This window comes from Cellulophaga sp. 3_MG-2023 (assembly GCF_030546975.1).
Lineage (GTDB): Bacteria > Bacteroidota > Bacteroidia > Flavobacteriales > Flavobacteriaceae > Cellulophaga.
In genome coordinates this window covers 40,825-66,824 of record NZ_JAUOPS010000007.1, presented here as the reverse complement: position 1 = coordinate 66,824, position 26,000 = coordinate 40,825, and the positions used below count along the sequence as shown (strand labels likewise).

Sequence of the window (26,000 nt, the reverse complement as noted above, 5' to 3'; positions counted from 1 at the left end):
ATGAAAAATAGAATTACAGTTTTACTTTTACTTTTTTGTATTTATACTAAAGCACAAGATAAAAAGGAGCAACCTAATATATTATTTATAGCAATAGATGATATTAATGATTGGGTTTCTCCTTTAAAAGGGAATAAGCAAGCCATAACACCAAGTATGGATAAATTTACCAAACAAGGTGCAATGGTGTTTAAAAATGCTGTTTGTGCTGCTCCTATATGCGGACCGTCTAGATCCTCGTTATTATCTGGTTTTTTACCAAGTACATCTGGTGTGTATGGTAATGCACATAATATGTTGTATTCAGATATTGTAAAACAAAATGCAACCTTACCAGAGTACTTTTCTAAAAACGGATACCACACATTAGCAAACGGTAAAATATTTCACAAACACGGTACTACAAACGGAACAGATTTTGGTCATTGGGCGTTTAATGAGTTTGCACGTGCTCGTAGGTATAATAACGACCCTGTAGATAAAAGCAAGTATACTTCTTCAAAGGCAGGTATTATAAATGGTGTAAAAGATGAAAATTTTAAAAACAAGAATGCAAAACTAAGTTGGGGACCAACCACAGATACTTTTAAAGAAACCGTAGATTATAAAGTGGCAGATTGGGCAAAGTCGCAATTACAAAGAGATTTTGATAAGCCTTTTTTTATGGGAGTAGGTTTTATTAAACCTCACTTACCTTGGATAGTGCCACAAGAGTTTTTTAATTTATATAAGCTTGATGATATAGTACCACCTGTTGTAAACGAAAACGACTTAGATGATATTTTAACACCGGAAGGTAAACAAGCGTATGAGCCTACAAAAGAATATAAATGGGTTAAAAAGCATAATTTAGAAAAAGATGCTACAAGAGCATACTTAGCAAGTATTTCTTATGTAGATGCTTGTTTAGGAATTGTAATAGACGCTTTAGAACAAAGTAAATATGCAAATAATACTATTGTTGTAGTCTGGGGAGATCACGGTTGGCATTTGGGAGAAAAACAACGTTACCTTAAAAATACTACTTGGTTAGAGGCCGTAAAAACACCATTATTTGTGCGTGTACCTGGTATGAAAAAGGCAATTGTTGTAGATAAAAACGTAAGCTTAATAGATTTGTACCCTACGTTAATAGAATTAAGTGGTTTGCCAAAAAAGCAAAATTTGGACGGCCATAGTTTTGCTAGCTTAATTGATAATCCCAAAGCAAAATGGGACTACCCAGGAATAACTATTACTCAAGATGGTACATCTGTATTACTAGGCAAATGGCATTATATGACAACTGTTAAAGGAACAGAACAGTTGTATAATATAGATGAAGATCCGTTAGAATGGAAAAACTTAATTACTAACAAAAAGTACAACCATATAGTAACCGATTTAAAAAAATGGGTTCCTGTAAAAAGAAAAAAGTCTAGTAAACTTCGATTTAAAAAAATGAAGAATTACGTAGATGCACCAGCAGATCCTACAATTAAACCAACCAGAAACTTAGATCAACTAAACTAATATTTAAGAAAATGGCTAACAGAAGAAATTTTATTAAAAAAGCAGGCTTAGGTGTTGCTGGGGCAAGTATATTAAGTTGCTCTTCTACAACTAAAGTTGCTGTAGAAAAATCTGAAGACGATTACTTATCCGCTAGCACAGTAAAGGGATCTAGTGCAATAGAAAAAGTTACTTTAAAAGTTAAAGCACCTTTGTTTTGTCCGTACCATAGTATATCTACTCCAGAGGAAAAAGGTGGCGGAGCTCATTATTATAAAAGTAGTGCATTTACACACAATCCGTTTACCATTGCAGCTTCAGGGATGTCTGGCTCTCCCATTATTGTAGATGCTAATGGTGCATTTGTGGGCTTTATGACCACTTTTGGTTATGAAAATAGTACGTTTAGTTTTGATGGTGTAGAAAAGCTAACCATTAGCGTACCAGAAGGACAGGAGTTATTTATAAAAGAATCTGGTGATGGTGATGCAGCTTGGAAAGCGTATAACAGAGAAATGATGAAACGTCTTAATTTTAAGCCGTTGACTACAAACTACCCTAGTTTTTGGAGTGATGTTGAATACTGTACTTGGGTAGAACAAAAATATGTGTCAAAAGAAAGGCACGGACACTTTAATTTACTAACGCACAACTTTGTTAAGGACTATTTAGATAAAATAGTGGAGTATGGGTATCCAAAAGGTAAAATGACCTTAGATCACGGTTGGGGCCAGTTCCCTGATGGCACTATAAATTCTGGTTTTGGTACTTGGCATCCAGACCCAAAAAAGTTTCCAGACTTTGAAAAAACAATGGGAATGATTAATGAAAAAGGATTTACACCCGGACTTTGGATTGCGTTTCCTAAAATTCATCACGCTAGTAGTATTGCAAAAAAATACCCAGATATGCTAGGTAGTTGGTCATCTAGTGGAAAAGTAAATAAAACCACTGCAGAACGTTGGTTAAACCCTAAAGCAGATATTTTTGAATATGCATCAGAAGTTATATATAGGTTTTATAAAATAGGGGTAAAAAAGTTTAAGATAGATATGTCTTACAACACAAAATCAGATATGTTGCATATACATAAAGAGTTGTATCGCGCAGCAAAAGCAATAGACCCAACTATAGAAATGGAATTTCATGTGCCAGATATATTTTTTACAAAATTTACAGACGTAACTAGAACTAATGATGTTTGGTTAAATGATAAATACAACTGGCCTGCACGTGTAAAAACACATTATGAGGTTACTTATAAATCTTCACCAGGACGCGGAATAAATATAGACCATATTGGCGGTAATGATACGGGAGCTATAACAGAAGTCAAGTTTTTACAGCATTTAGAAATGTATAAAGGTAAAACGGGGTATCCTTTAGTTTCTGTTTTGCCTCATCATTATGGTAAAAAATGTGTGGCTGCTACAGGAGATTATTTATGGGATTACCATAAGGGAGAACGCAAGTTTATTTCAGATTTCTATTAAAAAAATATAACTATGGCTTTATTAAAAAACTTTTTGTTTTTTCTGTTTTATACGTTATGTGTTATTAAAATGCAAGGGCAGGACACAGGTAGAAGTATTTTGGATATAAATGATAATTGGAGCTTTGTAAAGTCGCCAAAAGGTACATTAAAAGTTAAAGGTGGTTGGGAAACAGTTGCTATACCGCACTCATTTAACCGTTCTGATATGCACGAAGGCGAAGGGTTTTACGAAGGTGTTGGCTTGTATAAAAAAATAATAAAAGCTCCTTTAAATTGGAAAAGTAAACGTGTATTTATAAGATTTTCTGGTGTTGGTCATGTAACGGATATATATGTAAATGATGTGCATGTTGGGCAACACAAAGGATCTTTCAGTGCTTTTGTTTTTGATATTTCTCCATTTTTAAAATTTGGAGAAGCTAATACTCTAATGGTAAAAGCAGATAATACAGCAAGAGAAGATGTTATTCCTGTAAATCATAATTTATTTGGAATTTATGGAGGAATATATCGTCCGGTTAAATTAATTATTACCAAAAAAATAAATATAACAACTACAGATTACGCCTCAGCAGGAGTTTATATAAAACAAAAAAATGTTAGCAAATTAAAAGCAGATCTACAGGTAGAAACTAAGCTAGAGAATACGTTTAGAAATAAACAAAATGTAACGTTAAAAACTACTGTGTACAATGCACTTGAAGAAGTAGTTACCCAAGATTTAAAACAAATACTTGTTTATCCGCAAGGCAGGCAATCATTTCATCAAAACCTAACAATAAAAAATCCTCATTTATGGCAAGGCATTTTAGATCCTTATTTGTATAAGGTTAAGGTTACTGTTTTAAATAATAAGGAAGAGGTTTTAGATGAAATTATACAGAAAATAGGCTTTAGAACTATTGAAATTATTGCAGATAAAGGATTGTTTTTAAACGGAAAAAAATATCCAATGTATGGTGTTAATAGGCATCAAGATTTATTTAAACAAGGTAATGCACTAACTAAAGAGCAAGAAAATAGAGATATAAAATTAATAAAAGAAGTTGGTGCAACTACTGTACGGTTAGCTCATTATCAGCAGTCAGAACATTTTTACTCTAAATGTGACAGTATAGGTTTTTTAGTTTGGGCAGAAATTCCGTTTGTGAACAAAACACGTAAAAAAGAGTACGATAATGCCAAGATGCAAATAACAGAATTAGTTAAACAAAACTTTAACCACTCTAGTATTTATACTTGGGGTACTCATAATGAGGTTTGGGCAAAAACTACATCAGACTATGCGCCAGTTTTAATTAGAGATTTAAATGATATAGCTAAAACTTTAGATCCAGACCGCTATACTGTTGGAGTTTCTGGAAAGCCAGATATTGAGGATCCTGTGAATTTAAATACAGATATTCACGGCAATAATAGATATTTTGGTTGGTACCAAGGAAAAAGTGCGGCAGATTTAGAGCCTTGGTTGGCCAACTTAAAGCTTAACTATCCAGATTTAAAAGTTATTTTATCTGAGTATGGTGCAGGTTCTAATATTTATCAGCAAACAGATATATTACCAAAAAAAATAGATCCTAAAGGTCAGTTTTTTCCAGAATCTTACGCAAATAGACTACATGAAACTCAGTGGGGAATTATAAAAAATGACAATTACTTAATAGGAAGTTATGTATGGAATATGTTCGATTTTGGCTTGCCATTATGGTCCAGAGGAGGTATTACAAAACGCAACCATAAAGGATTAGTCACTTTTGATAGAAAAACTAAAAAGGATGTATTTTATTGGTATAAAGCTAATTGGAACCCAGAGCCAATGATTTATATATCAGACAGGCGTTTAGTTAATAGAACTAAGCCAGAGACAGACATACACGTGTATTCTAATCTGGAACATATAGAGTTATATGTAAACGGAAAAAAAGTAACTACAGAGCAACAAGGTAAAACCAGTGTTCATTATATATTTAGTAGAGTACAACTTAAAAAAGGTAAAAATAGAATTGTAGCAAAAGTAAAAAATAACAATCAAGTGCTTAAAGATGAAGTGCTATGGAATCTAAAAAATAAATAAAAATACCTAAAATGAATATAAAACAGATATTATTTAGTGCAGCAACATTGGTTTTTGTTGCAAACAGTATGGCACAGAAAAAGCCTAATTTAATTATTATACACACAGATGAGCATAATTTTAGAACCCTAAGTTGCTATCAAAAACTATTGCCAAAAGAGCAAGCATTTATTTGGGGTAAAGGCAATAACTCTGTTACTCCAAATATTGATAAAATTGCAGATGAAGGTGCCATTTGTACAAGTTACTATGCTTCTTCTCCTGTATGCACACCATCTAGAGCATCGTTAGTAAGTGGTTTATATCCACAGGCAACAGGTGCACCTAAAAATGGGTTACATATTAGTGAAGATATACCAACATTTGCCACAATTTTAAAAGATAAAGGCTATGCAACTTCTTATGTAGGTAAATGGCATTTGGCAGGTCATGACAAGTATACTTTTGGAATAAAATACAAAGCTGGTTTTGATGATAATAGATATATGATGCGTGGTGGCCATGCTCCGTATTTTAAAATAACGCCAAACGGATTAAAAGGAATTAATGAAAAAGCAGCGGCTAAATTACCAGAAGATGAAGTTGTACACTTAACAGATTATTTTACAGACAAAACATTAGAGATTTTAGAGAGAGATAAAAACAAGCCTTTTGCATTAATGCTTTCTATACCAGATCCTCATACCCCAGATTATGCCAAACCACCATACAATACAATGTATAAAGATTTAACAATACAAGCACCAAGAACAATGGCAGCAGAGTACACAGCAATAAAACCATCTTGGGCAATTGGTAGCGAAGATACTAATGAAGCAACGGGTAAAGCCTCGTTTAAAAAACAAAAAGAGGCCTTAAAACAATACTTTGGTATGGTGAGTCATATAGATGATAGTGTGGGGCGTATTTTAAAGTTTTTAAAGGATAACAATTTAGAAGAGAATACAATAATTGTATTTACATCGGACCACGGAGATATGTTTTTTGAGCACAACCGTAGAAATAAAGGAGTGCCTTATGAGGCTTCTGCAAGAATCCCTTTTGTAATTAGATATCCAGAAAAAATTAAAGCAGGTAAGGTAATTAATACCGCATATACTAATGTAGATTTTACACCTACTATTTTAAGTTTAATGAATGTAAGTACAGATGCATCTTTTCATGGTAAAGACACATCAAAAGATTTTTTAAGTAGAAAAAAAGAAATTACAGATGCAGACAGGTTAACCTATTACGCAAAAAGCGGTGGCTGGTGGGTTACTGGTGTTACAGATAGGTACAAACTAGTGTTAGATAAAAAAGAAAAACCATATTTATACGATCTAGAAAAAGATCCAGACGAACTAATAAATTTTTATAATGATGCTGCTTATAAAAGTATAAAAGATAAAATGCAGAAAGAATTACTGGCGCAATTAATACAATATAAAGAGCCAGGGTTAAATGGTACAAGCGGAAGCGCTTACAGACTTAAATAAGTTAGTTTTTTATTTTCTGTTGGGCATCAAAAAAGGAGTTTTCTTTTTTTGATGCTTTTTTGTCTTTAGTAGTAATTATACGTAGAACTACAAACTATTTATTAAGGAGCACACACTTTTTACTGTTTTTAGTGAATTTTAGTTTATTAAAATTAATTAAGATTATGCTTCAGCTTACAACCAACTTTAAATTTTTACTACTCCCTATTATTAGTGTTTTTATCTTTTTTAGTACAGAAGGATTTAGTCAGTCTAAAAAAAACAAAAAGAAGCCTAATATCATTTACATAATGGCAGATGATTTGGGTTACGGTGATTTAAGTAGCTATGGACAACAAAAATTTAACACACCCAATATAGATGCGCTTGCTGCAAACGGAATAAAATTTACACAGCATTATAGTGGTTCTGCTGTGTGTGCACCATCTAGATCCTCACTAATGACGGGCCAGCATACTGGACACACATTTGTACGTGGTAACAAAGAAGCTGGTAATGATAAAAAAGGACAAATTCCGTTGCCAGACAATGCTTTAACTATTGCAGAAATGCTACAACAGGCAGGTTATAAAACAGGTATGTTTGGCAAATGGGGCTTAGGTTTTGGTACAGGAGATCCAAATAATCAGGGTTTTGATGAGTTTTATGGTTACAATGATCAAAAACTAGCACACCGTTATTACCCTCCATATTTAAATCATAATCAAGAAATAGATTTTTTAGTAGGTAATAACTGGATTAATACACAAACCTATGCACAAGATAAAATACAAGATGCAACACTTAACTTTATTGAAGAAAATAAGGATAAGCCTTTTTTTGCATATGTCCCTTTTGTATTACCACACGCAGAGCTAATATCACCTAAAGACTCTATACTAGCTAAATATACTGGAAAGTTTAAAGAGGTTCCTTTTACGGCAGAAGACAAGTACTCATCAGACTATGGTCCTGATATTGTAAAATATAAGTATTGTACACAAGACACACCGTATGCTGTTTTTGCATCTATGGTAGATAGGATGGATGTTTACGTTGGCCAAATTGTAGCCAAGGTAAAGGAGTTAGGGTTAGAAGAAGATACTATTATTATGTTTACAAGTGATAATGGTCCGCATGATGCTGGTGGAGCAAATCCAGAATTTTTTAATAGCGCAGCTGGTTTTAGAGGAATAAAAAGAGATTTGTATGAAGGTGGTATAAGAGCTCCATTTATAGTCTCTTGGCCAAATAAAATAAAAAAAGGAACAGTAACCAATCACATTTCTGCTTTTTGGGACGTAATGCCAACCTTGGCAGAAGTTGCAGCAGTTCCAAAACCAAATACAACAGACGGAATATCATTTTTGCCAACCCTGTTAGCTAAAAAGAAACAAAAACAACACCCTTATTTGTATTGGGAGTTTAATATTAAAAACGGACGTAAAGCTGTTAGAAAAGGAGATTGGAAAGCAGTTGTTTACAATGTAAATAAAAACGGAGAAACAGAGCTTTATAATTTAGCATCAGATCCATCAGAAAGTAAAAATGTTGCTAGTAAGTACCCAAAAATTGTAGCAGAAATGCAACAAATAATGAAAGTTGCACATACAAATTCTAGTGTTTTTCCTATCAACCAAAACAGATTATAAATACATCAAACTATACCAAAAAAAACCAATGAGTAATGAGTAAATTTTATTTTAACGAAGAACAAGATTTTTATGATGCTATTGTTGTAGGCACAGGAATTAGTGGCGGATGGGCAGCAAAAGAGCTTTGTGAAAATGGCCTTAAAACTTTAGTGCTAGAGCGTGGTAAAATGGTAGAACATATTAAAGATTATACCACAGCACATTTAGATAGTTGGGATTTTCCTAACGGAGGAAAATTAACTAGAGAACAAAAAGCACAGCAATTAAAGCAAACTAGAACAGGGCGTGTTAATAACGCAGATGTAAATAATTGGTTTGTAAATGATATAAAGCACCCGTATACAGAGACAAAACCTTTTGACTGGGTACGTGGTTACCACGTTGGCGGTAGATCTATAATGTGGGGTAGGCATAGTTACAGGTGGAGTGAGATTGATTTTGAAGCAAATGCTAAAGATGGTCACGGTGTAGATTGGCCTGTACGTTATAAAGATATTGCTCCTTGGTATGATAAAGTAGAAACGTACATTGGTGTATCTGGAGAAAATTTAGGTTTAGAACAATTGCCAGACGGACAGTTTTTACCTATGATGGAACACAACTGTGTAGAACAACATTTTAGAGATGGTGTTGGTAAAAATATGGATGGTAGAGTGGTAACTGCCGGCAGAATAGCGCACATTACTGGAGATAAAAAATTTGAAGGTCGTACCAAGTGTCAGTTTAGAAATCGTTGTACACGTGGTTGCCCGTTTGGAGGATATTTTAGTAGTAACTCATCTACTTTACCAGCAGCAGAACGTACTGGTAATATGACTTTAAGACCAGATTCTATTGTGTCTGAGGTAGTTTATGACCCAAATACAAAAAAGGCGAGTGGTGTAAAAGTGATAGACAGACTTACCAAAGAGGAATATGTTTTTAAGGCAAAAGTAATTTTCTTATGCGCATCCTCTATGGCATCGGCATCAATATTATTACAATCTAAATCAGATCGTTTTCCTAACGGATTAGGAAATGATTCTGACCAGGTAGGAAGAAACGTTATGGATCATCATTTAGGAACAGGAGCAAGTGGAACTATAGATGGTTTTGACGATAAATATTATAAAGGAAGACGTCCTGGTGGTATTTACATTCCTAGATTTAAAAATTTAGGAGGTACATCTAACAGTAAAGATTTTATAAGAGGTTACGGTTACCAAGGAAGTGCCAGTCGTAAAAACTGGAAAGATGCCGTGGCAGAACTTACAATGGGAGCACCATTAAAGGATGCTATTTTAAAGCCAGGAGGTTGGACAATGGGTGTTGGTGGTTTTGGAGAAATACTACCATACCAAGACAACCGTATGTTTTTAGATTATGATAAATTGGACCAATGGGGATTACCAACAGTAAATTTTGATGCAGAAATTAGAGATAACGAGCATAAAATGAGAGAAGATATGGTAAACCAAGCTACAGAAATGCTGAAAAAAGCAGGTTTTAAAGATATTAAAGCTAGAAATGGTAAATATAATATGGGACACGGTATACATGAAATGGGTACAGCTCGTATGGGTAAAGATCCAAAAACATCTGTAGTAAATGCACATAACCAAATACACGAAGTACCAAATGTATATATTACAGACGGGGCTTTTATGGCATCTGCAAGTTGTGTAAATCCGTCTTTAACATATATGGCTTTTACAGCAAGAGCAGCAAACCACGCAGCACAAGAACTTAAAAAAGGAAACTTATAATGGACAGAAGAAAAGCATTAATGCAAATAGGAATGTCTTTAGGCTATGTGGTAGCCGTGCCAACTTTTGTAAGCATATTACAGGGGTGCGCAGACAAAAAAGAAGAAGCTTGGAAACCAACGTTTTTTACAGCTGAGCAAGGTAGTACTTTGGTTCATGTGGTAGATTCTATTTTACCCAAAACCGATACTCCTTCTGCATCAGAGGCAAACGTGCATATATTTTTAGATGGCTTTGCTGGCAACGTTATGGATGCAAAGCAACAAGGCGATTTTAAAAATACCTTAGATGCAATGGCACAGAGTGCGCTAGCTAAGTCCAATAAAAAAGAAGTAGCAGAATTAACGCAGCAAGATGTGGAACCCGTTGTAAGACAGTTTTTAGAAGCAAAAGGAAAGGAAAATGCTTTTGCAAAAAAAATTAGAGAATTAACAATTTGGGGCTACAAATGCAATGAGTATGTAGGAGAAACAGTATTGGCCTATTTACCTGTTCCAGGAGAATATATAGCTTGTGAAAGTGTAGAAAAATTAACTAAAGGCAAGGCTTGGTCTATTTAACTAATGCTAATTAAACTTATATGAAAAGAAGAAACTTTATACAAAAGTCTGCCTTATCTGCTAGTGCACTAACATTAGGAGGTTCTGTAGCTTATGCCGCAAATAAACAGCAGAAGATTATAAAATCTACTTTTAATTTAAAATATGCCCCGCACTTAGGTATGTTTGAAAATAGTGCTGGTAAAGATCCAATAGACCAATTAAATTTTATGGCAGACCAAGGATTTACTGCTTTTGAAGATAATACAATGCGTAAAAGAGATGTTGCCTTGCAAGAGAAAATGGCAAGTACAATGCAGAAAAGAGGTTTAGAAATGGGTGTTTTTGTAGCTGTTTTTTTAAAAGAAGGAAATGTAGCTTCTGGAGATAAAAATGCACAAGAAGCTTTTTTAAAACATTGTAAAGAGTCTGTAGAAGTAGCAAAAAGAGTAAATGCCAAGTGGATGACAGTGGTTCCTGGTAACATTGCAAAAAAAATAAGAGGTGATTACCAAACGGCAAATGTGGTAGAGACCTTAAAACGTGCGTCTGCTATTTTTGAACCTCATAATTTAACAATGGTTTTAGAGCCATTAAATTTTTATAATCACCCAGGAGCGTTTTTAACAGATTCTCCGCAGGCATATAATATTTGTAAAGCTGTAGACTCACCGTCTTGTAAAATTTTGTTTGACATATATCATCAACAAATACAAGAAGGTAATTTAATACCTAATATGGAAGCCTGTTGGGATGAGATTGCATACATACAAATAGGAGATAATCCTGGGCGTAATGAGCCCACTACAGGAGAAATAAATTACACTAATGTGCTTAAGTTTATAAACGATAAAAAGTACAATGGCATTCTAGGTATGGAACACCGTAATTCTAAACCAGGAAAAGAAGGTGAAAAAGCGGTAATAGAAGCTTATAAAAAAGTAGATAGCTTTAAGTAAAAACAGAATAAAATGAAGAGAAGAAACTTTTTACAGAAATCTGCACAAACAGGAGCTTTGCTTACCTTGGGTAGTTTATTGCCTAATACTATGTTAGGAATGCCTTTTAACAAAACAGAATCTGACTTATTTTTTAAATTGTCTTTGGCAGAATGGTCTTTTCACCGAGCTATAAAATCTGGAGAAATGGATCATTTAGATTTTGCTGCTAAAGCGCAAAGTTTTGGTTGTACAGGTGTAGAGTACGTATCTAACTTATTTAAAACTAAAGCAAAAGATAAAGAGTACTTAAAGCAAATGAATTCTAGAGCAGCAGATGCTGGTGTAGAAAATGTTTTAATAATGATAGGTGGCGAAGGTGGTTTGGCTCATTTAGATACAAAAGAGCGATTAAAATCTATAGAAAAGCATTACAAATGGATTGATGCGGCTCATTTTTTAGGTTGTAAAACCGTACGAGTAGACTTAAGGGGCGGAACAGATAAAAGTGATGCTGCAAAAGCATCGGCAGCTTCATTAGCAACATTAGCAGGTTTTGCCAAAGGTTCTAATATAAATGTGGTTGTAGAAAATCACGGAGGTTTTTCATCAGACGGTGTATGGCTTTCTAATGTAATAAAGCAAGTAGGTTTGGCTAACTGCGGAACGTTACCAGATTTTGGTAATTTCTGTATAGAAAAAGATAAAGATAAAAATTGTTTATCGTCTTATGATATGTATAAAGGGATGAAAGAGTTATTGCCCTTTGCAAAAGGTGTAAGTGCTAAAAGTAGAAATTTTTCTGCTGATGGTGCAGAGGCTGATATAGATTTTTATAAAATAATGAAACTTGTTAAAGAGTCAGGATATACTGGTTTTGTTGGTATAGAATATGAGGGAACTTTACTATCTGAAGAAGAAGGTGTGCAAAAAACAAAAGATTTGCTGCTAAAAGTAGCAAAACAATTATAAGATTATTGTTTGTTTTAAGTTTAAAATGAAGGCTAGATACTTGTTATTTAGTCTTCTTTTTTGTTCCTTTTAATTTATGAGTAAAACTTAAAATAACATAACGACCTAGACTTTCAGATTCTGTTTCTTCAAAATAATTTATGGTACTTCTTCTTGCTATATTTATATTTTTATCTAATAAATCTATCAAAACCAATTTTAATAAATTACTTCTGTTTTTATTTAGTGCATAAGAAACTGTGGCATTCCATAACGGTAGTTTTTGGTTAGACTCAAATTTATCATCAACAAAAACAAGATAATCTAACTGTGTATTAAAGCTTAGTTTTTTAGTAAAGTCCTTATCAAACATTACAAAATATTGTTGTTTAGTATATTTACGGTCTAAGTTGTTTTCTATAGAAAAAGTGGTGTTGTTTGTACTGTATGTTGCACCTGCTTTAACGTCTAAAGTACTTTTATTACTATTTTCTAAAAGTAAGCTAAGCATAATATCTGTAGACTTTACTTTGTTGGTTTGTAAGTTAACAATAGAATTTACACTGGTGTAGGTGTTTTTGTTTTTAAAAGTATACCTAAGTCCAATATCTTTTAGTTTTTGACCAAAGCTTAAACTATTACTAAAACGTTCTTTTTTTCCACTATTTTGGTAACTAATAGTTTTTACATAATCATCATCTATAGTAACGCTTCTAATAATTGCATCTGTTGTATTTTGATAATCAAACCTGGTATTAAAACTTAAGTCAGATTTAAAGTTATGCACTACAGTATTTATGGTAAATGCATTTGTTTTTTCTGCATTTAAATCTGGGTTTCCTTTTCTAATATTATATGGGTTTATATCATTAATAACCGTAGAGCTTTGAAAACTATTAGGGTTGCGCACAAATTTTTTGTAATTAAGTCTATATTTTTGACCTCTAACAGGCTTGTAAACAATATTTGCCATAGGATTAACATACAGTTTGTTAGAGACAATGTTTGTTTCTGTTAATACGCCAAATGTTCTGCCAAGTTCTTGTAATTCTATAGCAGCATAGGTATTTAGTTTACCAGGACTGTAGCTATGTACAAGTCTTGTTTGTGCACTATTTTCTATATGCTTGTATTTGTAAGCAAGTAACTCATCTTTAGTGGTTGTACCTATTGTAGTTTTAGCCTGATGAACATCTTCATTGTTTGTTCTGTTTCTTAAATAAGTCTCTAGTTTTGCATAGTGGTTGTTGCCTAAGGGCTCTGTATATTTAAAGTTGAGGTTTACCGTAGTGGTTAAAAACTCTTCATCTCTAATTGCATTAATAGTACTAGAGGTAGGGTTATCTGTGTTTTGTCTTCTTGTAATTAGTGTTGTTTGGTTATTTAACCTGTTAGAGTTGTTTGCTGTTGTTTTTAAACCAACATTAAAACTACGTCCTAGTTTTGCTAAACGTTGGTAAAAATTAATAGTCACGTCTCCAATGCTTTTATCTCTTTTATTATTAGATGCTGCTATATTAGAGGTAGCCAATTCATTTAGCTCATTAAAATAAAAACCATCTCTATTGGTTATGTAATCAACATTATCCTTGGTAAACTTTCCTTTAATTAATAAGCTATTGTTTTTGTTAGACTTGTTTTTATAATCAAAATTTAGATTGTAATTATTAGAGCTGTTATTAAAAGTGTTCTCTGTTCTAAAATCAAAATTAGAGTTGTTAGAAAAATTTATTCGTTTAGTTTTAGAGACACCTTCATTGTCAGACAAATTGTAAAAAAAATCTATATTTAAAGATTCTTTATCTTTAAACTCGTGACCAATATTTATACCTGCAACACCTGTTTTTAAGTATCCGCTTAAGCTTTTGTTTTTTTGATTGGTTTGGTCATCATCATCAGAGTCGTCTGCAATACCATTTGCATTTTTTAAAAAGCCTTGTATATTAGAACCAGTAATGTTTATGTTGTTTAATTTTCCAATTACAGAAAACTGAGTTTTAGATGTAAACTTATTGTAGTTAAGGTTGCTAAAATACTTACTATCTAACCCCATACCTGCAGATACTTTGCCAAAACCATTATTCTTTTTTGTTTTTTTAAGAGTAAAGTTTATTACCATTTGTTTGTTGCCATCATCTACACCTGTAAGTTCAGACTCATCACTTTTTTTATCTATAATTTCTATATTGGCTATTGCATCTGCAGATAAATTTTTTAAAACAATAGATGGGTCACCACCAAAAAATTCTTTACCATCTACCATTATTTTAGCAACCTCATTACCTTGAGCGTTAATATTTCCGTCAGCATCAATTTCTAATCCAGGTAGTTTGGTTAGTAATTCTTCTAAATTATCATCAGGATTTGTTTTAAACGAGTTTGCGTTGTAAGCTATGGTGTCTTGCTTTATTTGTATTGGTACAACAGCAGTTAATGTTATTCCGTCTAAAGCAAATGAATCTTCCTTAAGTACAATTGTGTTAAGGTCTAACAAGTTAGTTTCAAAATTAATGTTTTTAGAAAAAGACTCAAACCCCATAAATGAAATTTGTAAAATGTAGTTTCCTTCCTTTGCTTTATCTAAATTAAAATAACCAGTACTATTTGTAATAGTATAATCTACATAAGTAGAATCTGTTGGGTTTAGTAGCGTAACTGTTGCAGCTTCTATAGGCTGGTTGTTTTCTTCTGTAACTTTACCTGTAATACCACTTTTAGATTGCGAAAAAGCAGTTGTAAAAGAATAAAAAAGAATAAAAATATAACTAATTGTGGTAAAAAATCCTCTTTTAGGCATAGACTGTTTGGTTGTAGTATCAATTAAAAAAATAGTATTGGTTATGTACTATGAGGTCAAATATAATAAGTTAATACTGCCTGTATGTAGCTAAAAATAAATTAGTTTTTTTATTGATAAGGACATGGACAAGGGTCTTTTTTGTTGATTTACTGGTAAATACATTTTATTTATTTGTAAGTACAATCTTACTAAATATTACAAATAGATTTGTAGTACAAATAAATAACAACTTTAATTTTTTTACTATGATGAAAAACAATTTAAACAGTTGGGTATACTACCAAGCTCCTAAATTTAATAATTTAAGGGTTAAAAGTATTTTTTTAGGGCTATTAGCAGCAGGTTTTATTTCTTGTTCAAATGATGATTTACAAGACCCTGTATCATTAGATAATTCTAGTGCTCTTTTAGATGAGGGCACTAGTGTAAAAGTTTTATTGCTTAAAGAAAAAGATTTTTACACACCACCAACTAGTTATGGAGTAACAAAAGATTTAGTTACAGATTACGGAGTAGACAAAATTTTTAGTACAGATGATAGTCAAAAATTTCAAAAAGCAATTGATGATGTTTCAGCTAAAGGAGGTGGCAAACTACTAATACCAAAAGGTAATTATTCTGTATCTAATGTAAAACTAAAATCTAATGTACATATTATTGTAAGTGACGAAGCTGTAATTAGACCATCTATTAGGCCTAATACAGATAAAAACTACGCAATGTTTACCTTTGGTAAAGAATCTGATGTAATTAAAAACGTTAGTTTTAGTAGTACATCTTCAAATAAATTTATTGTAGATTTAACCAAGGCTAACAATCCAAATGTTGCTGTGTTTAACTTTAATAATGTAGATAATTTTTCAATATCAGACTTTAAAATATTAGATAAGTTAACCAAGTTCTCCTCTGTTACTATGGGAATTACAAAGTTTAATGACAAATATTTTTGGCCTAGAAATGGTGTTGTTAAAAATGCCAATACATTAAACTCTGACTACGGTTATGGTCTAGTGCAAGTACAAGCAGCAAAAAATGTTTTATACAAAAAGCTTAAAGGTACTGGTGGTGTAACATTAAGGTTAGAAACTGGCTGGACATTTATGAACGACCTACAAAAAGGAGGAGTAGAAGATATGTTTGGAGAAAATATTTCTTGTACCAATGGTAATGCAGCAGTTATGGTTTCTCCGCATGCTATGCATAACGGTAAAGTATATGTAAATGGTATAACAGCTAATAGTTGTGGCTTTGCTGTACGTTTAGAGGGTGGCTTTGTTTCTAAAAAATACTCAACTCCAGGGTTAACAAAAGGTACTTTTAGCAACGTAACAATTAGTAATGTTAAGGCTGCTTACGGTAACAAAGAAGCTCAGTTAAAGCCTAAACATTATAAGTATATGCCATGTAATTTAAGAAGTTTAATAAATGAGAATCCTATTGTTGCCGAAGGAGAATCTTATAACGGACCATCTATAAGTGCAATAGTAAACACGCCAAATTATACAGTTAATTTAGATGAAAATAGTGTAGAAGGTATTGGCTTTGTAGAAGATTATGTAATAGTAACAGATAAACAAGCTAAAACAAGCGAACAATGTAATTAAGAATATGTTTTTAATAATGGCTCTTAAATGAGTATTTAGTTTTAATTAATTAAACCAGAACATTTATATGTTCTGGTTTTTTGTGTAAAAAGTATGTAGCTTTAACTAGTAATGTGCGTTTAATTTACTTATAAATACATATTGTAAACTACTAGACACATTTGCTCTAATGATATTAGAGATATTTACGCTAAACATTTTTATATTTTGAAAAGAGCAAACATTTACAAAAACACCTTACTACTTGCTACTGTCACCATCACGGGGTTAGTTTTTACATCTTGTAAAAATAAACCATCACAAACAGTAGAGGTAACAGTAAAAGAAGAAGTAATAAAAACTGAAAAGCCAAACATTGTACTATTATTTGTAGACGATTATGGTTGGTCTGACATTGGGTATAGAAACCAAACCTTTACTACACCTAACTTAGATAAATTTAAAAAAGAAAGTTTAGATTTTACTAGAGCATATATACCAACACCTACTTGTAGCCCAAGTAGGTTGTCTTTACTAACAGGTAAAGAAGCAATTAGATTAGGTATGCCAAGACATATTTCTTTAGATAAAGATAATCCTGACGCAGAGTATAATTTATGGCCCACAGACCCTGTGCAAATGCCTTCTAGAAACTACTTGCCTTTAAAAGAGGTAACTTATGCAGAGCGTTTACAAGAATTTGGGTATTATAATATGTTTATTGGTAAATGGCATTTGGGTCATCCAGGACGTTACCCAAAAGATCAAGGTTTTGATGCAGAATATGGTACAACAAACTCCGGACATCCAAAAAGTTACTATTATCCATTTTTTAAACCACAAGATGATCCAAGAGGTTTTTTAAAGTCGGGAGTTAAAAAAGGAGATTATTTAACAGATGTACTTACAGATGGAGCTGTTAATTTTATAAAAGATTATGATAATAAAAAACCATTTATGCTTTCGTTTTGGTATTACTCTGTTCATGGCCCGTCTATTGGTCGTAAAGATTTACTAAAAAAATACCAAGATGCAGGCTTAGAGGGTAAATATGCACACCACGCTGCTATGGTAGAAGCTATGGACGAGTCTGTTGGTCGTGTACGCAAAGCATTAGAAGAAAAAGGAATTGCAGATAACACAGTAATCATTGTACTATCAGACCAAGGTGGCGCGTATACAAATGCACCTTTAAGTGGTGGTAAAAAAGGAGGTAATACGTTAGGAGAAGGTGGTGCTCGTGTGCCATTACTTATAAATTATCCAGGAGTAACTAAAGCTAATACAGAGACCAATGTACCTGTGCAGTCTATAGATATTTATCCTACTTTAATTGAAATTGCCTCTGGTAAAAAATGTGAAGACAACCAGATTAACGGTGTTAGTTTACTACCAGTTTTAAAAGGTGAAACACTAGAAAAAAGAAATTTATACTTTTTTAGAAGTTATGAAGATCAGTATGCAGCTGTAATGGCAGGAGACTTTAAACTTATAAAATACCACAGTGGTACGTACCATTTATTTAATGTTGCTAAAGATATAAGCGAGCAAGATGATTTAATAGGTAAAGGTCTTCAAATAGAAGAAGAGCTTAAAAATGACCTTGCAAATTGGGAAAAGGAAGCTGTTCCTGTTTATACAAAATAGAAGATTAAATTTATGAAAAACCTTATTTTATCAATCTTTATACTTGCAATATGTATTTCATGCGGTTCTAAAGATAAAAAATACATTGCTTTAACAGATAAAGAACCTAAAGAAACCCCGCAGACTAAAAAACCAAACATTATATTTTTGTTGGCAGACGATATGGGCTATGGTGAGCTAGGTTCTTACGGACAAAAAGTAATTAAAACCCCGTTTTTAGATAGTTTAGCATCAGAAGGTATGCGTTTTACAGACTTTTATTCTGGTACATCTGTATGTTCACCATCTAGAGCTGTATTAATGACAGGCTTACACACAGGCCACGTTAGTATTCGTGGTAATAAAGGCGAATATCCTAATAAATACGATAGAGTACCTTTAAAAAAATCTGAAAAAACAATAGGAGAAATGTTACAGCAATCTGGCTACCAAACAGCTATGATTGGTAAATGGCATTTAGGAGTACCAGAAGATGTATCTACCTGGGCAAAAGGCAGAGGATTTAACTATGCAGTACAAGAACAGTGGGGAGAAGATGCTAAAGGCAATGAGATTGATGAACGTGTACACTGGGTAAACAACAACCAAGATTCTATTTTTTACAATTACAATAACTACAGTTGTTTAGATGAGTTTAGGACTAATTTTGCACTAGAATATTTAGATAAAAAGGAAGCTAGTAAGCCATTTTTCTTATATATGTCTTACAGAACGCCACACGCACACGAGTTCTTTTTAAGTAAAAATGATTTGTACAGTGATAAAATACAAGAGTGGCCAGAGATAGAGCGTAGACACGCAGCACGTATTACAATGTTAGATACACAAATAAAACGTTTGTTTACTAAACTAAAAGAAAGTGGCGAGTTAGAAAATACGTTAATTGTATTTTCTAGCGATAACGGACCAACCAATGAAAATCATCATGATTATACTTTTTTTAATAGTTCGGGAAACCTTAATGGCTATAAAAGAGATGTATACGAAGGTGGTGTAAGAGTACCAATGATTGCTTATTGGAAAGGAAAAATAAAAGGAGGAACAACAAGTAATCATCCTAGTACTTTTTATGATGTTATGCCAACTTTAGCAGAAGTAGCAAAGGCAAAAGTGCCAAATAAAACAGACGGAATTTCTTTTTTACCAGAACTTTTAGGTAAAGAACAAGAAAAACATAGTTTTTTATACTGGGAAATACACGAAGGTAGGTCTGTAAAAGGCTACAGACAAGCTACTAGGTTTGGTAATTGGAAAGCAGTACGTTATAAAGATAATTATCACACAGAATTATATAATTTAGAAACAGATTTGTTTGAGAAAGAAGATGTATCTGCTAAATACCCAGAAATAGTAGCCAAAGCAAACAAAATATTAAAAGAACAAAGTGTGCCAATAGCGCATTATCCATTTTCTGGAGGCGTATTTAAAAATTAAAAACTATGATTAAAGTAAAAGAAATTTTATGGTGTATAGCCTTAGCTTTATTGTTAATGGCTTGTGGTGGTAAAACCGATAAAAAAGTAGCAGCTGTAGAAGCACCTGTAGAAGCTAAAAAGCCAAATATTATTTGGATAATGGCAGAAGATATGAGCACAGATTTAGCGTGTTATGGTATGCCAGATGTTAAAACTCCGTTTTTAGATAAAATGGCAAAAGAAGGTGTACTTTTTACCAATGCCTTTGTTACAAACCCTATATGTTCTCCCAGTAGATCTGCTATGATGGTGGGTACACATCAACTAAAAACAAATACGCATAATCACCGTAGCAACAGGGAGGTTCCTTTAGATGCTCAGTTTACACCTTTTACTAAGTTACTAAGAGATGCTGGGTATACAACCATTTTAGGTAACCACGCTGTTTTAAATAAAGGTAGAAAAATAGATGTAAATTTTAAGCATGAAGCTATTGGTGAGTGGGACGGAAAAACTCAATTTGGTTTGTTTGATAAATATGATACTATAGAAAAATCTGATCAGCCATTTTTTGCTCAAATACAATTACAAGTTACGCACAGAGGAGATTGGTGGGACCAGATTAGAGAAGAATCTAAACACCCAGTAAACCCAGAAACACTTACACTGCCTCCTTATATGGCAGATCATCCTGCAGTAAGACTAGATTGGGCTAAATATCTAGACCAAATAGAATATATGGATAATGAAGTGGGAATGTTGTTTAAAGAATTAGAAGATAAAGGATTAGCAGATAATACTATTGTAATTTTTATAGGTGATAACGGTCGTTGCAATATTCGTGGTAAAGGGTATTTACAAGATCCTGGTTTACGTATTCCTTTACTAATACATTACCCAGCAAAGTTTAAAGGAAATAAGGTAAGAGAAGATGTAGTTAGTGCAACAGATATAACTGCAAGTATTGTAGATTTTGCAGGTATAAAAGTGCCAAGTTATATGACGGGTACACCTATTTTTAGTGAGGATTTTAATAGAGAATATAATTATGCGGCTAGGGATTTATGGGATGAAATAATGGAAAAATCTAGATCTGTAACCACAACAGAATGGTCTTACATACGTAATGATATGCCAGAGGTGCCTTATGATGCACACCAAGCATATTTAGAGTTTTATAGACCAGCTGTACACGTAATGCGTACGCTTTATAAAGAAGGAAAGTTAAACGAGAACCAAGCTCCATTTTTTGCGCCTACAAAGCCAAAAGAAGAACTATACCATTTAACAGAAGATCCTAATGAGTTGGTAAACTTAGCAGAAGATCCAAAATACAAAGATGTTTTAGATAAGCTTAGAGCACAAACAATTCTTTTTGATGAGCAAATGAAACCTGTTAGTGATATTTATAACCCTGTAATAACAAACGGACCAGAGTTAATTGCTTGGGTTAAAAAAGAGAGACCAGATGAGTATAAAAAAATGCTTGCTGGCGAAGAAATAGGGCATAAAAAAATGAATAAAGAGTATAAAGCTGCCTTAAAAAAGGCTGATAAAAAATAAGAATAATTAAAAATGAATCACCTAAAAATTAAAACTGCTTATACTTTTTTTATTTTATTATTAAGTTTAGCACTGCACTCTTGTGCCCAAGATGAGCCTACAACAATTAACCTTAATAAGGATTGGAAATTTAAAATAGTAGACGAGTCTAAAATATCTGATAAAGAATTGTTTACAGCAGATTTTAACGACAAGGATTGGCAAGACGTACAATTACCGCATACTGCAAATCTAGAACCATTAGTTGTTAACAACCAATGGCAAGGCATTTGTTGGTACAGAAGAACAATTACAATTGCTAAGGAAGATGCTAATAAAAAGGTGTTTTTTGAATTAGAAGCTGCAATGAATTTTTCAAAAATTTGGGTAAACGAAAAATTAGTTTCAGAACATCATGGCGGTTATTTACCAGTAATTTTAGATTTATCAAACTACATAAAAGCAGGAAAAAATTCTATTGCTATTAGGCTAGATAATACAGATAATGACATTACAGGTCCAAAGCCTTTAAAACGGTTAGACTTTAATATGTATGGTGGTCTGTATAGAAACGCAAAGTTATCTGTTAAAGAAAATATACATATTTCTAATGCTGTATTGGCTAACAAAGTTGCTGGTGGTGGTATTTTTATAACCTACCCTAAAGTTAGTAGATCTTCTTCTGTAGTAAAAATTAAAACAAATGTTGCTAATGATAGTAAACAGGAACAAAGTATTACTGTAGTACAAAATATACTTAAAAAAGGAAAAGTTGTAAAGGAATACACATCAAAAGAAATAGTAATTGCAGCTAATAAAAACACAGATCATATTGCAGATTTACATTTAGATAATCCTGATTTGTGGTCGCCAGACAGCCCTAATTTGTACGTATTAGAAACCAAAATACAAATAGATGGCAAAACAGTAGATTTACAAAAAACGAAGTTTGGTATTCGTGTTTTTGAATTTAAAGAAAACCGATTGTATGTTAATGGTGAAAAAACATTTTTACGAGGAGTAAATAGACACCAAGAATATCCCTTTATTGGTTATGCCCTGTCTGATAATGCACAGTACCGCGATGCTAAAAAAATAAAGGAAGCTGGTTTTAACTACATAAGATTATCACATTATCCGCAATCTCCAGCTTTTTTAGATGCTTGTGATGAGTTAGGTTTAGTAGTTATAGATGCTATTATGGGTTGGCAATATTATAATGATACAGATGAGTTTAGGGCATATTGTTACCGTTCTGCAACCCAATTAATACGTAGAGACAGGAACAGGCCATCTGTTTTAGCTTGGGAAGTATCTTTAAACGAAACTAAAATGCCTATCTTTTTTATGGAAAAGTTAAATGAAATTGTACATGCAGAATACCCTGGAGACAATGTATATTCTTGTGGTTGGATGGATGATGTGTATGATATTTATTTGCAAGCGCGCCAACACAGAATTTTACATCCGCATGAACTAAAAGATAAACCGTACTCTGTGTCTGAATACGGAGATTGGGAGTATTACTCTAACAACGCAGGCTTAAATCAGCATAAATTACCAAAAGATATTAGGTTAGAAAAGAGTAGTAGACAGTTAAGAGCAGATGGCGAAATTAGGCTGTTGCAACAAGCTTATAACGTACAAGAATCTCATAATGATAATTTAAATACTCCTGCATACTCAGATAGTTATTGGGTAATGTATGACTATAACCGTGGGTATCATAATGATATTGAAGCTTCAGGTATTATGGATATCTTTAGATTGCCAAAGTTTGCATATTACTTTTATCAAAGTCAACAAAACTTTAATCAGAAAAAGGTATTAAAAATAGCTACATACTGGAATAAAAGTTCGCTTACAGATGTAAAAATATTTTCTAATGTAGATGAAGTGAAGTTGTTTTTAAATGATGAGTTAATAGCTACTCAAAAACCAGAAGAAGATGCTATTTCAACAAAATTGACACATCCGCCATTTACTTTTAAATTAGGATCTTTTACAGCAGGCACTTTAGTAGCTAAAGGTTTTATTAACGGTAAACAAGTGGCAGAAGATAAAGTATCAACTCCGGAAAAAGCTACAAAATTAAAAATTTGGGTAGATGAAAGTGGCAAGCCTGCTACAGCAAATGTAAACGATGTTTTGTTTGTTTACATAGCAGCAGTAGATGCTAATGGTACTGTAATACCAGATTTTAATGATACAATAAATATTACACTTGGTAATGGATTAGAAGTTTTAAATGATGAAGCAATTAAGGCAGAAGCAGGTATTGCTACAGCAGTAGTTAAGGTTGGTAATGTATCTGGACCTGTGCCAGTTAAAGCTACTTCTGCAAATTTAAAAGGTACTTATGATTTTATGATAAAGTAGATTGTTGGGGGAAAACATTCTGTTGATTAAAGGCAGTTTCTATAGGTTTAAATAACCAAATAGAAGCTGCTTTTTTTTATTATATACTATGATCAAAACAACTCTTTTTGATACTGTTTTTTACAGTAGCTAAACATTTAGGGTATTTTCACAACTTTTTAGGTTTAAAACAGGAATACAGCAGTAGTTTTATTGGTGTTTATGCCTGTTTTTGAAGTTTTTAAATGAAAAGATAAAAGATTTTTTATGTAATTAAGGTGTTGATTAATAGGTGTTTATGTTCTGTTTTACTGAAAGCTACATTTGATTTACGGGTATAGACAAAGTTATTGTGTAAAATCTGCAACTTTATAAAATAATTAACATATTATAAGTAAATAATGAACAATAATCTCAGAAATAATACGAATCTAAAATTAGCACTATTTATTGTACTAGTTTCATTTATATCAAGTACTGGTTATGGGCAAAACAAAGCACCAGAAAAAGTACTATTTACATTAGATATAGCAGAAGATGCAACTGCTAGTGTATTAGCAAGAGTAATGCAGGCAGAGGTAGCACCAATTTCAGAAATTAAATTTGAAAAAGGTACTTATCATTTTTATCCAGATTTGGGATTAGAAAAGTTTGTACATATATCTAACCATAATGATGTTATTGTAAAAACAGCTTTTCCTTTAAACGGTTTTAAAAACCTAACAATAGACGGTCAGGGTTCTAGTTTTATTTTTCACGGAAGAATGATTCCTTTTTTAATAGACAATGCTACTAATATTACAATAAAAAATGTGTCTGTAGATTGGGCGCAATCATTTCATAGTGAGGCTACAGTTGTGGCTAATAATAATGAAGAACACACTTTTGATATTCAAATATCTAATGAGTACCCTTACGAGATTAGAAATGAACAACTAATATTTGTGAAAGAATATTATGAGCATGATTTTGGTCAGGCAATTTTATATGATCCAATACGTAAAGCAATTTCATTTGATACAGAGGCTTATACATCTTTGGCATTATATAAAAAGGTAAATGTTAGTCGTAACATAGATAATATAAAATACAAGTATCCTACAGACAGGCAAGATCCAGATAAAAGAATTATTGGTAGAGAATATAATATGGTTTTTAAGGAAATTAAGCCAGGTTTAGTCCGTATTTACAATCATAAAAAAAAGTTGCCAGAAGTTGGTAAAATCATAGTTAGCAAAGGAGAACAACAACACAATAGGTTGGCACCTGCTTTTAGAGTATCTAACACTATTGGTTTTAATGCTACTAATGTAAATGTGCACCATGCAGGTGGTATGGGATTAATTGCAGAAAATAGCGAGAATCTTATTTTAGACGCTTTTAATGTAACACCATCTAAAGGGCGTATGGTATCTACAAGTGCAGATGCTACACATTTTGTAGGCTGTAGAGGTAAGGTTGTGTTAAAAAACTGCATTTTAACCAATCAGTTAGATGATGCAACAAATGTACACGGTACGTACCAAATTATTCAAGATATAAAAGACGAGTATACTTTAGGTATTAGAATGGGGCATTTTCAGCAACAAGGATTTGTAATAGGAAGAACTAACGATAAAATTGGTTTTTTACGTTTAAGTAATTCATTTTTTCCTTTTGCAAACAATTCTATAAAAAGTATAAAAAATATAAACAGTAGATATCAAATTATAACTTTTAATGAAAAATTACCAGCAGATCTTAAAGTTGGCGATTTAATAGAGAATCTAGATGCTTACCCAGAATTAACAGTAGAAAATTGTACCATTAAAAACAATAGAGCCCGAGGTTTGTTAATTTCTACACCTAGAAAAACGGTAATTAAAAACAACTTTTTTAGTACAGAAATGGAAGCTATTTTAATACCAGTAGAAAGCGGACATTGGTATGAGTCTGGTAGTGCAAGTGATTTGTTAATTACAGGAAATACTTTTCAAGATTGTCAGCATAGCGGTTTTAATAGAGGTGTTATTAGGTTTGATACAGATGATGATAATGAAAACATTGCATTTAAAAACATCACAATAGAGAACAATACTTTTAACCAGTTTGATAATTTAATTCTTCAGGTAAAAAATACAGACGGTTTATTATTTAAAGAAAACACAATAACAAACTCAGGTACTTTTCCGCAGTTACATACAAGTAATCCGGCTATAAAAATAGAGCATTCAAAAAATGTTCAGTTTAAAAAGAATAAATACAAAGGTAAAGCAACTAAAATTTTAGAAGCAGATGATTCTGTGGGTAAACTAAAATTTAAATAAGTAA

The 26,000-nt window shown here is 32.5% G+C and carries 16 protein-coding genes; 15 read left to right on the top strand and 1 reads right to left on the bottom strand.

Going from position 1 to position 26,000, the window contains the following annotated elements; all coding sequences use genetic code 11:
- The 9 genes from Q4487_RS14925 to Q4487_RS14885 all read left to right on the top strand — a co-directional run bounded on the left by Q4487_RS14925 (position 1) and on the right by Q4487_RS14885 (position 12,366).
- Positions 1-1,512 (top strand): sulfatase, encoded by a 1,512-nt coding sequence (locus tag Q4487_RS14925; protein ID WP_303544167.1) that lies wholly within the window; start codon positions 1-3, stop codon positions 1,510-1,512.
- An 11-nt stretch (positions 1,513-1,523) separates the two neighbouring features.
- Positions 1,524-2,984 (top strand): alpha-galactosidase, encoded by a 1,461-nt coding sequence (locus Q4487_RS14920; protein WP_303544170.1) that lies wholly within the window; start codon positions 1,524-1,526, stop codon positions 2,982-2,984.
- Between the two features lie 12 nt (positions 2,985-2,996).
- On the top strand, positions 2,997-5,060 hold the full coding sequence (locus tag Q4487_RS14915) for a glycoside hydrolase family 2 protein (protein ID WP_303544173.1): 2,064 nt from the start codon (positions 2,997-2,999) through the stop codon (positions 5,058-5,060).
- Positions 5,061-5,071: 11 nt separating this feature from the next.
- Positions 5,072-6,538, top strand: a complete 1,467-nt coding sequence (locus tag Q4487_RS14910; RefSeq protein WP_303544176.1) for a sulfatase — start codon at positions 5,072-5,074, stop codon at positions 6,536-6,538.
- Between the two features lie 164 nt (positions 6,539-6,702).
- A complete protein-coding gene (locus Q4487_RS14905; RefSeq protein ID WP_303544179.1) occupies positions 6,703-8,169 on the top strand; it encodes an arylsulfatase in 1,467 nt (488 codons plus the stop codon).
- Between the two features lie 35 nt (positions 8,170-8,204).
- Complete coding sequence (locus Q4487_RS14900) at positions 8,205-9,917, top strand: GMC oxidoreductase (RefSeq protein ID WP_303544182.1); 1,713 nt, start codon at positions 8,205-8,207, stop codon at positions 9,915-9,917.
- Positions 9,917-10,477: a gluconate 2-dehydrogenase subunit 3 family protein gene (locus Q4487_RS14895; RefSeq protein ID WP_303544185.1), complete on the top strand. Its 561-nt coding sequence runs from the start codon at positions 9,917-9,919 to the stop codon at positions 10,475-10,477. The genes Q4487_RS14900 and Q4487_RS14895 overlap by 1 nt, the downstream gene beginning before the upstream one ends.
- Positions 10,478-10,497: 20 nt before the next feature.
- On the top strand, positions 10,498-11,415 hold the full coding sequence (locus tag Q4487_RS14890) for a hydroxypyruvate isomerase family protein (protein WP_303544188.1): 918 nt from the start codon (positions 10,498-10,500) through the stop codon (positions 11,413-11,415).
- 12 nt (positions 11,416-11,427) lie between these two features.
- Complete coding sequence (locus tag Q4487_RS14885) at positions 11,428-12,366, top strand: sugar phosphate isomerase/epimerase (protein WP_303544190.1); 939 nt, start codon at positions 11,428-11,430, stop codon at positions 12,364-12,366.
- Positions 12,367-12,409: 43 nt separating this feature from the next.
- On the opposite strand, the gene Q4487_RS14880 is transcribed toward Q4487_RS14885, so the two are convergent.
- Positions 12,410-15,142: a TonB-dependent receptor gene (locus Q4487_RS14880; protein WP_303544194.1), complete on the bottom strand. Its 2,733-nt coding sequence runs from the start codon at positions 15,140-15,142 to the stop codon at positions 12,410-12,412.
- Between the two features lie 248 nt (positions 15,143-15,390).
- Here Q4487_RS14880 and Q4487_RS14875 point away from each other — a divergent pair, with 248 nt between their 5' ends.
- The 6 genes from Q4487_RS14875 (at position 15,391) to Q4487_RS14850 (ending at position 25,996) form a co-directional block, all read left to right on the top strand.
- Positions 15,391-16,749, top strand: a complete 1,359-nt coding sequence (locus tag Q4487_RS14875; RefSeq protein ID WP_303544196.1) for a hypothetical protein — start codon at positions 15,391-15,393, stop codon at positions 16,747-16,749.
- Positions 16,750-16,956: 207 nt separating this feature from the next.
- Positions 16,957-18,375, top strand: coding sequence for a sulfatase (locus Q4487_RS14870; protein ID WP_303544200.1), 1,419 nt, complete (start codon positions 16,957-16,959; stop codon positions 18,373-18,375).
- A gap of 12 nt (positions 18,376-18,387) precedes the next feature.
- Entirely contained in the window at positions 18,388-19,809 is a 1,422-nt protein-coding gene (locus Q4487_RS14865) for an arylsulfatase (protein WP_303544203.1), read from the top strand.
- A 5-nt stretch (positions 19,810-19,814) separates the two neighbouring features.
- Entirely contained in the window at positions 19,815-21,353 is a 1,539-nt protein-coding gene (locus tag Q4487_RS14860; RefSeq protein ID WP_303544206.1) for a sulfatase, read from the top strand.
- A gap of 12 nt (positions 21,354-21,365) precedes the next feature.
- Positions 21,366-23,711, top strand: a complete 2,346-nt coding sequence (locus Q4487_RS14855) for a glycoside hydrolase family 2 TIM barrel-domain containing protein (RefSeq protein WP_303544209.1) — start codon at positions 21,366-21,368, stop codon at positions 23,709-23,711.
- A gap of 380 nt (positions 23,712-24,091) precedes the next feature.
- Positions 24,092-25,996, top strand: a complete 1,905-nt coding sequence (locus Q4487_RS14850) for a right-handed parallel beta-helix repeat-containing protein (protein WP_303544212.1) — start codon at positions 24,092-24,094, stop codon at positions 25,994-25,996.
- The last annotated feature ends 4 nt before the right edge of the window (positions 25,997-26,000 follow it).

Excerpts from the sequence above, each read along its gene's own strand:
- Q4487_RS14915 (WP_303544173.1), top strand. The coding sequence starts at position 2,997 with ATGGCTTTATTAAAAAACTTTTTGTTTTTTCTGTTTTATACGTTATGT.
- Q4487_RS14855 (WP_303544209.1), top strand. The coding sequence starts at position 21,366 with ATGAATCACCTAAAAATTAAAACTGCTTATACTTTTTTTATTTTATTA.
- Q4487_RS14880 (WP_303544194.1), bottom strand. The coding sequence starts at position 15,142 with ATGCCTAAAAGAGGATTTTTTACCACAATTAGTTATATTTTTATTCTT.
- Q4487_RS14865 (WP_303544203.1), top strand. The coding sequence starts at position 18,388 with ATGAAAAACCTTATTTTATCAATCTTTATACTTGCAATATGTATTTCA.
- Q4487_RS14850 (WP_303544212.1), top strand. The coding sequence starts at position 24,092 with ATGAACAATAATCTCAGAAATAATACGAATCTAAAATTAGCACTATTT.
- Q4487_RS14925 (WP_303544167.1), top strand. The coding sequence starts at position 1 with ATGAAAAATAGAATTACAGTTTTACTTTTACTTTTTTGTATTTATACT.
- Q4487_RS14900 (WP_303544182.1), top strand. The coding sequence starts at position 8,205 with ATGAGTAAATTTTATTTTAACGAAGAACAAGATTTTTATGATGCTATT.
- Q4487_RS14905 (WP_303544179.1), top strand. The coding sequence starts at position 6,703 with ATGCTTCAGCTTACAACCAACTTTAAATTTTTACTACTCCCTATTATT.
- Q4487_RS14910 (WP_303544176.1), top strand. The coding sequence starts at position 5,072 with ATGAATATAAAACAGATATTATTTAGTGCAGCAACATTGGTTTTTGTT.
- Q4487_RS14920 (WP_303544170.1), top strand. The coding sequence starts at position 1,524 with ATGGCTAACAGAAGAAATTTTATTAAAAAAGCAGGCTTAGGTGTTGCT.
- Q4487_RS14895 (WP_303544185.1), top strand. The coding sequence starts at position 9,917 with ATGGACAGAAGAAAAGCATTAATGCAAATAGGAATGTCTTTAGGCTAT.
- Q4487_RS14875 (WP_303544196.1), top strand. The coding sequence starts at position 15,391 with ATGATGAAAAACAATTTAAACAGTTGGGTATACTACCAAGCTCCTAAA.
- Q4487_RS14885 (WP_303544190.1), top strand. The coding sequence starts at position 11,428 with ATGAAGAGAAGAAACTTTTTACAGAAATCTGCACAAACAGGAGCTTTG.
- Q4487_RS14890 (WP_303544188.1), top strand. The coding sequence starts at position 10,498 with ATGAAAAGAAGAAACTTTATACAAAAGTCTGCCTTATCTGCTAGTGCA.
- Q4487_RS14860 (WP_303544206.1), top strand. The coding sequence starts at position 19,815 with ATGATTAAAGTAAAAGAAATTTTATGGTGTATAGCCTTAGCTTTATTG.